We start from the raw sequence: 11,570 nt of genomic DNA, 5'->3' as shown, positions 1-11,570 counted from the left end.
TGATTATGCAGAACATCGTCGGTATTTCTGTCGCATCAATGTTTGGCCTAGAGCCTGTCTTTGGCCTACTCAGCGGAAGTATTTCACTGATTGGCGGGCATGGTACCGCGATTGCTTGGGCACCCAAGGTTGCAGAAGAGTTCGGCCTAGAAAGCGCAATGGAAATTGGTATCGCCAGTGCAACATTTGGGTTGATTTTAGCCAGCCTGATGGGTGGCCCTATTGCAAAGTTTCTCATTAAGCGTCACAACCTCAAACCTGTCGACGGGCAATCAAACTCAATCGATTCAAATGCAAAAAAACAACACCAAGCTCTTACATCATTTCAATTTTTAGACGCCGTGTTAGCGATTCATATTTGTGTCATTGTCGGCGCGTTGCTTAATGAATTGATCAGTCAAACCGGGTTACAACTTCCACTGTTCGTATCGTGTTTGTTTGCGGGTATCGTGATCACCAACGTAATGCCAGACTCCTACCCTAGAATCTCGGGCGCAAAATGGCCGACACGCTCGCCCGCTATCGACTTAATTGCTGAAATATCCTTGGGTACATTTTTGGCGATGTCCCTAATGAGCATGCAACTTTGGACGCTCATTGATTTGGCGGGTCCTATCTTCGCGATATTGGCAATGCAGCTGCTACTGGCCGTGATAATCAATATCTTCATCGTGTTCCCATCAATGGGTAAGACCTATGATGCAGCCGTTGTATGTGCTGGGTTTGGAGGGATTTCGTTAGGTTCAACACCTACAGCCATGGCAAACATGTCGGCAGTAAGTCAGAAATATGGGCATTCAGCACAAGCCTTCATCATCGTGCCATTGGTATGCGCGTTCTTCATTGATTTAGCGAACGCACTGATTATTCCTTACTTCATGAGAATGATGTAGCTGACCTTTGTTAAGACGGTACACCACAATTTATTTAGGCGGTATACCCCAATAAAAAGAGCCGCTCATACAGAGCGACTCTTTTACTAATGACTCAATTTGACTATCACTAACGACTACCCAAAGCTTATTGAATCGCTATCGAAATCTCGACTTCAGTTTCGCCTTTGTAAAATTCAAAGTCTGTCGTGTAAGTTCGAACATGTGGGCAATCTGCTGCGTTGAAGTACGCCCACACTTCGCCCCATAAATCGATGACCGCTTGAGGAAGTTCACCTTCAGCAGAAAACGTCAGATATTTACCTGCTTCAATTTCGGTTTCGACTAGGTCATCTAAATTGTTATCGGTAAGTGCATTGGTACATGCAATAACATCAAACTCACCAGTAAAATCCGATTGGTAATTGGTGTAGACACCATACACTTTTGAATCTGGTGTCAGCTTAGGAAAAGCTTGATCGAAAAAACCTTGCCATAATTGACCTATCTTTGCTTTTGTTGGATCAATCTCATCGGTATTAGTGGTTCTTACTGAAAACCCGTACGCCTTTACGGCTTCAATCGTTTCTACTTTCATTCGTTTTATTCCTAAGCCAATCGACGTTTTAACTATGTAAAATCTTAACTAATCTTGTATCTCTTTGTGGCCACACTTTTCACAGACAAGATGACGAGAAAACTCATCCATTGACGCGATAAACGGGCCAAGGAACCAACCTTTTATCATGCCTGCCCAAAACTCGCTTCGCTTTTGGTTAGGTTTGTCTGCAAACGCACTGGTCTTTCTGACCAACACAACAACGTGTTGTGTGTCTTCTCTGCACGCGGTGCAATAGCATTGTTCTATGGTGTTATTCATTTGAAAGCCTATGACGTTTTGAATGAAATTTGCTGAAAATAAGGATTGTTGACACAGACTTCTAGTGTGGAAAGATCAGTGAGTACGACAAGTTGTTCTACACCTTGAATACTGACCTTAATGCACTCTTCACGGCTATCATTGCGTTGAGTATCTAATCCGACACATTCAATCTGCTCGCCAGACTTCAGCGTTAATTTGATTGGGTATCGGTGCATACACACAATCTCAATATAATCGTAATCGTTGCAACTAATCATAATACCCCTCCAATTCATCCACCACGCTAATGCGACACGCCATACTATGCAATATGCATATAATCAATCATTTACCCAAATCACATTGATGTTCGTCCGAAACTAAACTTGCTTCTAAACCTATTTCTAAACGAGCTTCTAATCCTATTTCTAAACTTGCTTCTAAACCTACTTCTAAACTTAGCTTAATCCCGCTTTACCTATTCACGTTTCTTCTACTCACATCTGCTTATTCTTTCATTGTTAAATAATAATCGAGAACAAAACAATGAAAACCATGAACCATTTACACGTGTTAGCTTTCTTAGGTTTAGTCGCTTCAATGATGACGTTTAATGCGAGTGCCGCCTCAGAAATCGATGCGAGGCACTTTGCCAATGGTAAAGCCAAATACACGCAGCTTTGTCGGGTGTGTCATGGCGACAAAGGACACGGTGATGGCCCCACTGCCGCTTCATTGCCACACAAGCCCGCCAATATCGCTAATAAACTAGGCGGCTTTTTTACCAGTCCAAGTTCTTTGGCGGATGACATTTTAGAAGGTAACGTAGAACAAGGTATGCCAGCATGGCAAGGTGTTATCACAAAGCAAGACGCGTTAGATGTCTTGTCATATATAGATTCAATTCAGTAAATTTTCACTTGTTTGAGCATTCTTGTATAAACACCATGAGGGGCTACATTGTCACGCGTGGCTATATCGGGGACTGCGATTACTTGATCGCTTTCCAATAATGATAAAGCCCGTTGATATCTGAAGAACACATCAACGACATCGCGCCTTTGATCTGTTCTTCGCTCCACTCCCACCATTTCATTTCTAACAACTGAGCAATCTCAGTGTCATCGAATCGATAACGGATATGACGTGCAGGGTTTGAACCGACAATCGAGTATGGCGCTACATCTTTGGTCACAACCGCTCTACTCGCGATAATCGCCCCGTCACCAACCTTAACACCACTCATGATCATCGCTTCTGTACCGATCCACACATCATTACCAATCACAGTATCGCCAGAGCGTTCAAAGCCGTCGATCGCACCTTCAAACTTCTCGTCGTCTTGATAGAAAAACGGGAAAGTGCTGACCCACTGATTTTGGTGGCCTTGGTTTCCCGCCATCATAAATACGGCACCTGAACCAATCGAGCAATAACTGCCGATGATCAACTTGTCGATGTCTGTTCTATCAGGTAGCAGATAACGCGCACAATCATCAAAGCTGTGATTGTGGTAATAACCTGAATAGTAGCTATGTTCGCCCACGATGATGTTTGGGTTGGTCACTTGTTCTTTCAGTGACTTTCCGACAAACGGGCTCTCAAAATAGTTTTTCATGTTTGTACTCTTAGTTTCGTTCTTTTAGTTAGGTACTTGTGTTGCGTGTTGATGGTATTAACTTGTTTATCTTAGTGCAAAGGCCAACGTGCCCTACCGACCGCCTGCAATATCAATAAACGAGCCGGTGACATACGAAGCCTCGTCCGATAATAACCACGCGATAGAGTTAGCGACTTCTTCTGGTGTGCCACCTCGTTGTAATGGTAACTGCGAAGCGAGTCTGTCTACGCGATCAGGCTCTCCGCCGTCTGCGTGCATTTCAGTGTAGATACAACCTGGCCTTACACCATTAACTCGGATATTACGCGCAGCCAATTCAAGCGATAAGCCTTTGGTGAGTGAATCCATCGCACCTTTCGATGCTGCGTAATCCACGTACTCAAATGGTGCGCCCGTTCGCGAAGCAGCAGACGATACATTCACGATCGAACCCGCACCGTCAGCTTGTTTGATAAAGGCTTTACTGCACAGGAAGCAGCTTGATACATTCGATTTCATCACCTTTTCAAAGCGATCCAATTCGATGTCAACCAAAGGTGACTGAGTAAATAAAATCCCGGCATTATTGACCAAGTGAGTCACTGGGCCTAGCTTATTACGTGCAATCTCGAATAAGGATTTTACGTCCGATTCAACAGACACATCCGCCCGAACACTGATAGCGGTTCCGCCTTGTTCACGAATATCATTAACTAGCTCTTCCGCTCGCGATTCATTGTGTATGAAGTTAACGCATACGGCATAACCTTTACTGGCCAACAATTTAGATGTCGCCGCGCCAATGCCTCGGCTCCCGCCTGTTACAATCACTACCTTGTTCAATGAAACCTCCTAATGCCACTTGTTTGTTATAACCTGATTATTCGATACGACCTGGTTTTTCGTTACAAACTGATCGTATCGACACAAACTAATTGTTCGATACAACCTGAATCCACTGCGATCGCCAAGCCGGCGCTTCGAATGGGTCTGGCCAAAACTCAGTTTGCTTTTGAATTAAGCCATCAACAACCGTGTGAAAGGTGATCACTCGGCCTTTCAACACACTGTCTGTAACCGAAACGTCCGTTACTACGGTATCACCTTCACAGACAATTGAATTGAGCGCGAACTCCCAAACACCATTAGCTGGGTATTCAGCATTGACTGCCGTGAAGTTATCACGCCCTACCGTCAATTCAGACGACTGAGGCCAATAACCTTTAAAATCTGTGGCTAGCCATTCACTTGCCTTTGCAAAATCGTTGGTGCGCATTGCATCCCAAAATCCTAATACCACGTCTTTTGGTTTCATTATTCTTCCTTAAATTAGCCACTTTCGACTAAGCGTTACTGATTAAACGTATTTGCCAATAATCATTGAAAGATCATCGACACGGTTAGCAATGTAATCCGGCTTGGTTTGCCAATTTTCAGGTTCAGAACGGCTATAACCCGCAGCTACCGCGATCACTTTTGCGTTCTTACCCAGTGCTACTTCAATATTGCGAGCAAACTGTGTATCCGCTTCATGGTCACCGATATACATCAAACACAGTTCTTTAGAGTGAGCTTCACCAAATATGTTTTCAACACACTTCATGCCGCCAAACGGATGCGGTTTTTGATTACCATTCGATACATCGTCATAGCCAACTACTGACTTAAACACCTCACCTATACCGTAGCTATCGAGTACAGTTCGAATATTCAATTGAGAGTTTTGCGAGCAAACCCCATGAGGAAGGTGCGCGAACTGACTGATCACGGTTTCCATTCCCTCAAACAGAGCTACGGGAGTTTGATTTTGCTCTTGATGCTCTGCCCACATACCACCAGCGATCAACATTTCATCATGAGACATCCCATAATAGTCGACATACAAGGCTTGCCAGTTTTTAGCACCGTGGTTGGCTTCGTGATAGAGCGCTTCACTCAACAAATATTTGGGTAAATTATCACCTGACAAATGTGGTGCGACCACAGAAATGATGTCTTTGGTTATTGCGATATTTTTTGGAACTGAATTGACTAAGGTTCCATCATAATCCCACAGTATGGCATCTAATTTCATACACTATCTCTTTGTTTAAATTGGCTATTTGAATTTATCACTCTCCCCCTATTGAGGAAAATTTTATTGTCTCTAATTTGAAATATAACCCGGAACAAGCAAAAAATTGAGAGGTTGCGGAGCGTAGAATCGTTAGACGAGAATAACTAAACAAGCTTTGCTCACATAACCGCTTTATCAATTGCAATATATCAGTATAATCCCCCGCTCTATAACGCTACCCAGCATAGGAATAGCGTCATCCCAAATTTTGTGAGTACCCAATGTCGAAACTATTTTTCAAAGGCCGTATTGAAACAAGACAGAACCACGTTCTTGCTGGCTACAATGTAAACCGCGATGTTAAAGTGGGTACTGAAGAGTCACCAGTTGCTGTAATGGTTCAAACTGAAGCTCGTAAAGCAGAAGTTGAAGCAATCGCGGCCGAGCATTCAATCTTTGTTACTGTATCTGTTGATGCAACTAAAGAAGAAAACACGCTTGAGTTCGACACATTACTAAACAAGCCAAAAACAATGACGTTCGAAAAGACACCTAACCGTAACGACCCATGTTCTTGCGGTAGCGGTAAGAAATACAAGAAATGTTGTGCATAAGCACTTCTGATTCATGCTACTCATAGTGTGATTGAGATGATTGATTAAAACGGGCAGATCACTACGATCTGCCCGTTTTTTTTATGTCCAGAGTTGCGCATTTGGAAATATATTAGCTTTTAGAGAACATTAGCTTTTAGAGAAAAATAGCTTTTGCTCAACCATGATAAATCAACCAACATGCTGGTGAACTATTGGGTTATTTCGCTTTAGCCACTGTCGCTTCTGACAACTTACTTAGTACACCCGATATTTTTTGAATCACTTTGTCACAGCCATTGATCGCGTGACGCTCTACCAAGTAATTAGGATCGTTGTAAGACAACCATACTTTCTTATTGGAATCTTCCGTGACTAACACCTTCTGCGGTAAATCTATCGCGACTTCTTGAGCACATTGCATTAATGGTGTCCCTACTTTCGGGTTACCAAAGATGATGACTTCGGTTGGTCTCAATTCAAGATCGACCTTACTCGCGTTTTTCTGATGGTCGATTCTCGCAAACAAGGTCAATCCTTTGCTTTTGGCGATTTCTTCAAAGCGGTCAGCGGTCTCTTTCACTGAGTAATTACTTTGATATTTAATCAAACCATCAGAAGCCGTAGCTGAAAATGATGCCGAGAGTAAAATGGCGCATAGTGGTAGTAATTTTTTCATCGTCACCTCTGAGATTTAACCTAATCAAACTTACATTCGTAGCGCCACTTCTAAAATCAGCGACGTAACCCATGTCAGTATAGACACGTTTCCATTCTCAATTTGCAGAGAGGATCACTTTTCTAATGCGTCTTATTATCAGCAGTTGAGATAGGAATTGTTTCAAAAGCTAAACACATGATCAGTGCCACGACTTAGTCCCACACTTTTCACACTGGTATTCGTAATCACTGTCGACATAAAAACCGGGAACATTATGGTCACCTTTAAACAATAACGTCATCAGGTACTCCATCAACACGCCTAGTTTCCATTGTTTCTTTTCAGATTCCGCTTCCGCTTTAGATTGAGCATCGGAAGCGTTAACAGCAAGGTGCGGGGTAAGTGCGTTGCACTGCTCACAGTGATAAGGGTGTTTAATATATTTATTATCAAGTATTTATATAAGCCATCTAGCATTTATAAAGTTGACGAATACTAACAACTTATCACTCGGTTCTCGAACTCATTGTTGTCCTTTAGAGTTTTATTAGAAAGAAATGAGACACGAGATAATACCATGTGCCATGTATCTACTTTTATTGGCATTGCGCAGAACAAAAAGAGTAACCGTGTATCGTTTGAAATTTAGTTAAGCGCTTTAATTAGAACCGTGTATTTCCACAGGTTTGCTTCATCTTCTCCGAGCTCGATACTTGCTTCCCCACCCTCTTTATCAAGAATAAAAACAGGCATCTGTCCGCTAGACTCTCCATTTTCATAATCGCATGACATTTTGGCTTCCAGTAGAATAGCGTTAGCTTCATGCTTAGAAAGAACACCCGAATAAACGCATTCTTCAGTTTGAGATGAGACTTCCTGTCCGAAAGAGTCGAACTTAAAGGTTGGGAAGTTGAGTTTTGATTCAGAATCCTCGACAGTGATCGACACTTGGTAATCGATAGCTTCAATATTGTTATCGGTTGCAAATACACAACCGGAAACGCCAAGTAACAATACAGCTAAAGCAGTGGTTTTCATGTGGTTCTTATTCCTTCAACAATGGGCTTGCTACTCTGAAGTAACACTATGAATTCCCGGGTTTAATTTAAACTTTGTTAGGTAAAACTTGTTTGCCATTACTTGGCAAGATAGCTAACTTTTACTTTAATAGCCCTTTGTCCGCAGCACCTTCAAGCTGCACTTCTAGTTCTTTCCATAGAGCACGACTGCCTTTAGAAATACGCTCGCCATTAAAGGTCAGTACTTTGTCTTTGGATATGTTGTGCTTCTTCCAGCTGTGACCATCACCATGGATGTTATGAAGCAAAGGTGGCACTCTATCGATCGCCTTACCAAATCTGGCTTCCGGTGACTCACCCGCTTCGAACTCAAGCCATAAATCCAAATACTCGGTTCTTAAATGGCTTGGCAATGATTTCAGCAAGCGCTCAACACAGTTTCTCTCTTTGAGTTTGTTTTCTTCGGTTTCACTGGCATAAATGATGGTGTCTCCTGCATCGATTTCCCCAAGGTCATGTATCAGTAACATCTTCATCACTCGCGTAATATCGATTTGTTCATTGGCATAGTCTTTCAACATAAGAGCGCTCAAACAGACCTGCCAACTGTGCTCAGCGGAGTTTTCATATCGATCCAATCCAACCGGTTTTGTCTGTCGATGAACATCCTTTAATTGTTCAATCTCGACCATGAATTGCAGAATGCCTTTGATTTCTTCCACGATGAGCTTCCTTTAATTGAGCTTGAGCAACACACGAATGAGCCTTAGCTTATTTACCTGTTAGCCATAGGGTGTTCAGGGTTTAACTGAAGCAGATCCCACAAGTTACCGTAAAGATCTTCAAACACAGCAACGGTACCGTAACCTTGCTCTTTAGGCTCTCGGACAAAGTTAATGCCCAAAGACGTCATGCGTTCGTAATCACGCCAGAAGTCATCGGTGTTTAAGAATAGGAATACGCGTCCACCAGCTTGGTTACCGATGAAATCGTGTTGCTCTGGCTTGGAAGCTCTAGCAAGTAACAGGCTCACACCGGTTGAATTTGGTGGAGCAACAACAACCCAGCGTTTATCTTCTTCTGGTAAATACGTGTCTTCGATGAGATCAAACTTAAGCTTGTTTACATAAAAATCAAGCGCTTCATCGTAGTCTTTTACCACGAGTGCAATGTGGACAATATTCTGTTTCATAACATACCTTGTTGGGGTTTTAGCTGCGTGGAATGATGCCATGAAGCAGGCAAAGACACTAGGTGTTAACACTTAGTTTGGTGTTATGGTTAAAACAGTCCTAAGAGTACTCATGTTTTAGTTGCTAACAAAGCACCGCAAGTCGCCAAAAAGCCACCTGATAACCTGTTCAATAGCATCTTTGCTGAGCGCCCTTGAAATACAAAACGAGCTTTAGAGGCAGTGCAAGCATAGAGACTCAATACTCCACCTACAGCTACAGTTGAAATCACCAAAATCATCATCACATCTGTTGTGGTAAATGTTTTTAGGTCTATGAATGCGGGAAAGAAACCCATGTAAAACAAAATCGCCTTTGGGTTTGAAACTGTCATCAATAACCCGATAATCACGCTTGAAGCTTTCATTCCTTGCTCCGAAGATGTACTCGATGATTCACTAACATCTGACGTCCATGTTGTGTAAGCCAACCAAAACAAATAGGCAACGCCTACATATTTAATTACCGTAGCAAATTCACCCATTGCGCTAGCTAAAGCCGATAAACCAGACAAAGCTAAGAATATAAAAATGTAATCCGCGATTAGTACGCCAAGCACCACTAACAAGCCTTGTTTCCAACCAAGGCTTAGAGACCTCGACAGAACTGCGAGAACGCTGGGGCCCGGTATGGCTGCAGATAGTAACATCGCAACAAATAGAGCTATTCCTGATGTAATTGACATAATCCCTCCCTAGATCGTTTGTCGTTCGACAATTAACCTGTTTCATGTAACTAAGCGATTTGACCGCGCATGATAAATTGCGGGCCTGCTGCGCCACCTAAATACTGTTCATTGGTATCTTCGAAGCCGCCTTTGTTATAACAGTTGAATGCTGCGGGATTTTTGCAATTCACGGTTAAGTAAATCAACTCATACGCTGAGTAATTCGCTTTTAAATATGGAAACAAAGCTTTGACCGTGCCCGTTCCTAAACCTTTACCTTGCTGGTTTTTATCAAGCACAAAAGCTCTTAAGCCAATACTTCCTTCAGGGCAGAATTCGTAGTGCTCTGCGTAAGCGATATCCAGCTTAAAGAAACCAACAACTTCGTTATCAGACTTAATCACGTGCAAGTGCGTCGTTTCACTGCCGTCTAATAAAAACTCTGCAGCTGTACCAGCGAACTTAACCTGTTCATCGGCGAGTTGGATGGCCTGAACTAACGCCACATGTGATTCTTGAAGCCTTTCAATAGTTATCATTGTTGTTCCTTCTGTATAACACGCACGAAAAACCGACTAGAGCTCATCGCTAGTGTCTCGAGAACCGTAGTTTGGGAAGTTGATATTAAGAACGTTATCATCCTCAAGTGTGAATAGAACGCTTCCATTCTCGACACCAGTTTCGTTCCTATCTGAACAACCTAGAAACAGCTCCCAATCAAACGAATATTGAAGGCGGTATTGATTCGCATTGATGTGTAGAACGTCTTTGATTTTAATACCGTCCACCACGTGTGCCATATCATCGATGTATGACAGGTCTGGGATTAACTTTTCTTCGAAATCACTCTTATGCTCGGTTAAGAAATTGAGCAGCTCAGAACACAACTCGGAGCCTTGAATCAATGGTTTAGACAGACTAAAAAACAACATTTCTAAATACTCCAAGGATTGTTTTGATATTGGGAAGATGCGCGCGAACCTGTTACAAATTAACGCTCAGCCAACACTAACCTTTAAGGCTAAACGTTACTATTATCCGAGCTATTAAACGAGTACATTCGAACTTCATCTCGAGGAAACCAGCCCAATTTTTCGTAAAACTGTTGAGCGTTGATGTTGTCGTTATAGACAAACAAGTGGGTCTTCGGGATGCCTAACCCTGCAAGTGCGTTGACCGCCTCTGCGACAAGCTTACAACCTAACTTTTGTCCTCTAAAGTTGGCCGAGACAGCTAAATGTTGTAAATACCCACGACGTCCATCCGTTCCTACTAACACAGCGCCAATGATCTCGTTGTTACTTTCAGCCACAAAACTCAGACCAGGGTTACGATCTAAATAGCTCGCAATGCTTTCTTTCGAATCGGCATCGCGAATACTCATGCCTTCTGTCTGGCACCACAACGCGATCACTGAGTCGTAGTCTGAAATTGCCATTTCCCGAATGTTGACCACTCTACTCTCCTTATTTATACGGGTACTTAGTTAGCCGTGTTTCTCGTAATAAATGAGTAGCTAATAATACTTATGTGTTAACGAATATCTTGGCAGAACCTAAAGAGATAACCGTCAGGAGTTTGAACGATGAACTGCTTCTGAGTCGCGATCGAACCCCCACATTGATAAGACTTCGACTCTAACGCTAAGTAAATAGAATCAGCGGCGCTTTCGTTAACTCTCTGATAAAGTGGTTCGATATCGATAACATCCCATTGAAAGTTAACGCCACGCCCTAAAGGAAATTCCAGGTCACCTGAAAGCCATTTTCGACTTTTGCCCGCAATCCCTTCAAGCATCACATCAACACCATCAAGCGTTAGATAAACAAACTCTTCATCTGGGCGCTCGTATTTCACTTCAAATCCCAACACATCGACAAAGAAGGATTGGCTCACATTAATATCGAAACAATAAAGCTCAGGAACTACTCGTAATGTCATGATTTACCTATTCACTAAATAGCGAGAGATTAGTAAGAATCTAATCAGGATTTCCACTCTAATATAG

General features: G+C 42.6%; 20 protein-coding genes. 3 read left to right on the top strand and 17 right to left on the bottom strand.

The features are described from left to right. On the top strand, nt 1-893 hold an 893-nt coding region (gltS, locus tag AB4496_RS21915; RefSeq protein WP_372131958.1), incomplete at its 5' end, for a sodium/glutamate symporter. 127 nt (nt 894-1,020) lie between these two features. Here gltS and AB4496_RS21910 read toward each other — a convergent pair. From AB4496_RS21910 to AB4496_RS21900, 3 genes are read right to left on the bottom strand one after another with little or no spacing between them, the layout of a single operon-like run. Beyond that, nucleotides 1,021-1,470: a GyrI-like domain-containing protein gene (locus AB4496_RS21910; protein ID WP_009846810.1), complete on the bottom strand. Its 450-nt coding sequence runs from the start codon at nt 1,468-1,470 to the stop codon at nt 1,021-1,023. A gap of 48 nt (nt 1,471-1,518) precedes the next feature. Then, the gene (locus AB4496_RS21905) at nt 1,519-1,752 is read right to left on the bottom strand and encodes a hypothetical protein (protein WP_004733848.1); all 234 of its coding nucleotides are present in this window, start codon (nt 1,750-1,752) and stop codon (nt 1,519-1,521) included. An 8-nt stretch (nt 1,753-1,760) separates the two neighbouring features. After that, nucleotides 1,761-2,012, bottom strand: a complete 252-nt coding sequence (locus AB4496_RS21900; RefSeq protein WP_102258490.1) for a Rho-binding antiterminator — start codon at nt 2,010-2,012, stop codon at nt 1,761-1,763. Between the two features lie 268 nt (nt 2,013-2,280). On the opposite strand from AB4496_RS21900, the gene AB4496_RS21895 reads away from it, so the two are divergent. Then, on the top strand, nt 2,281-2,646 hold the full coding sequence (locus AB4496_RS21895; protein ID WP_102258491.1) for a cytochrome c: 366 nt from the start codon (nt 2,281-2,283) through the stop codon (nt 2,644-2,646). 79 nt (nt 2,647-2,725) lie between these two features. On the opposite strand, the gene catB is transcribed toward AB4496_RS21895, so the two are convergent. The 4 genes from catB to AB4496_RS21875 all read right to left on the bottom strand — a co-directional run bounded on the left by catB (nt 2,726) and on the right by AB4496_RS21875 (nt 5,408). Then, complete coding sequence (gene catB / locus AB4496_RS21890; RefSeq protein WP_017099903.1) at nt 2,726-3,352, bottom strand: type B chloramphenicol O-acetyltransferase; 627 nt, start codon at nt 3,350-3,352, stop codon at nt 2,726-2,728. Between the two features lie 93 nt (nt 3,353-3,445). After that, the gene (locus tag AB4496_RS21885; RefSeq protein ID WP_102258492.1) at nt 3,446-4,177 is read right to left on the bottom strand and encodes a glucose 1-dehydrogenase; all 732 of its coding nucleotides are present in this window, start codon (nt 4,175-4,177) and stop codon (nt 3,446-3,448) included. Between the two features lie 88 nt (nt 4,178-4,265). Next, nucleotides 4,266-4,649, bottom strand: coding sequence for a nuclear transport factor 2 family protein (locus AB4496_RS21880; RefSeq protein ID WP_102258493.1), 384 nt, complete (start codon nt 4,647-4,649; stop codon nt 4,266-4,268). A gap of 42 nt (nt 4,650-4,691) precedes the next feature. Beyond that, nucleotides 4,692-5,408: an HAD family hydrolase gene (locus tag AB4496_RS21875; protein ID WP_102258494.1), complete on the bottom strand. Its 717-nt coding sequence runs from the start codon at nt 5,406-5,408 to the stop codon at nt 4,692-4,694. Nucleotides 5,409-5,671: 263 nt separating this feature from the next. Between AB4496_RS21875 and AB4496_RS21870 the strand changes: the two genes are divergently transcribed. Next, nucleotides 5,672-6,004, top strand: a complete 333-nt coding sequence (locus tag AB4496_RS21870; RefSeq protein WP_004733856.1) for a PBPRA1643 family SWIM/SEC-C metal-binding motif protein — start codon at nt 5,672-5,674, stop codon at nt 6,002-6,004. 199 nt (nt 6,005-6,203) lie between these two features. Here the strand turns inward: AB4496_RS21870 and AB4496_RS21865 are convergent, their stop codons facing one another. From AB4496_RS21865 to AB4496_RS21820, 10 genes are all read right to left on the bottom strand, one after another. Beyond that, nucleotides 6,204-6,662 (bottom strand): DUF302 domain-containing protein, encoded by a 459-nt coding sequence (locus tag AB4496_RS21865; RefSeq protein WP_009846817.1) that lies wholly within the window; start codon nt 6,660-6,662, stop codon nt 6,204-6,206. A 181-nt stretch (nt 6,663-6,843) separates the two neighbouring features. Then, nucleotides 6,844-7,101: a hypothetical protein gene (locus AB4496_RS21860; protein ID WP_009846818.1), complete on the bottom strand. Its 258-nt coding sequence runs from the start codon at nt 7,099-7,101 to the stop codon at nt 6,844-6,846. A 188-nt stretch (nt 7,102-7,289) separates the two neighbouring features. Further along, nucleotides 7,290-7,682: a hypothetical protein gene (locus AB4496_RS21855; protein WP_009846819.1), complete on the bottom strand. Its 393-nt coding sequence runs from the start codon at nt 7,680-7,682 to the stop codon at nt 7,290-7,292. A 121-nt stretch (nt 7,683-7,803) separates the two neighbouring features. Further along, nucleotides 7,804-8,385, bottom strand: a complete 582-nt coding sequence (locus AB4496_RS21850; protein ID WP_009846820.1) for an HD domain-containing protein — start codon at nt 8,383-8,385, stop codon at nt 7,804-7,806. A gap of 53 nt (nt 8,386-8,438) precedes the next feature. Next, entirely contained in the window at nt 8,439-8,855 is a 417-nt protein-coding gene (locus AB4496_RS21845; protein ID WP_009846821.1) for a VOC family protein, read from the bottom strand. 110 nt (nt 8,856-8,965) lie between these two features. Continuing rightward, nucleotides 8,966-9,580 (bottom strand): LysE family translocator, encoded by a 615-nt coding sequence (locus AB4496_RS21840; protein ID WP_102258495.1) that lies wholly within the window; start codon nt 9,578-9,580, stop codon nt 8,966-8,968. Between the two features lie 50 nt (nt 9,581-9,630). Continuing rightward, complete coding sequence (locus AB4496_RS21835) at nt 9,631-10,101, bottom strand: GNAT family N-acetyltransferase (RefSeq protein ID WP_009846823.1); 471 nt, start codon at nt 10,099-10,101, stop codon at nt 9,631-9,633. A 36-nt stretch (nt 10,102-10,137) separates the two neighbouring features. Then, complete coding sequence (locus AB4496_RS21830) at nt 10,138-10,494, bottom strand: hypothetical protein (protein ID WP_009846824.1); 357 nt, start codon at nt 10,492-10,494, stop codon at nt 10,138-10,140. A gap of 89 nt (nt 10,495-10,583) precedes the next feature. Then, nucleotides 10,584-11,018, bottom strand: a complete 435-nt coding sequence (locus AB4496_RS21825; protein WP_017078753.1) for a GNAT family N-acetyltransferase — start codon at nt 11,016-11,018, stop codon at nt 10,584-10,586. A gap of 77 nt (nt 11,019-11,095) precedes the next feature. Beyond that, on the bottom strand, nt 11,096-11,503 hold the full coding sequence (locus tag AB4496_RS21820; RefSeq protein WP_009846826.1) for a VOC family protein: 408 nt from the start codon (nt 11,501-11,503) through the stop codon (nt 11,096-11,098). Nucleotides 11,504-11,570 lie beyond the last annotated feature (67 nt).

This window comes from Vibrio sp. 10N.222.46.A1 (assembly GCF_041473595.1).
Taxonomy (GTDB): domain Bacteria; phylum Pseudomonadota; class Gammaproteobacteria; order Enterobacterales; family Vibrionaceae; genus Vibrio; species Vibrio tasmaniensis_A.
The sequence above is the reverse complement of the archived record's forward strand: the minus strand, read 5'-3'. Positions and strand labels throughout refer to the sequence as shown.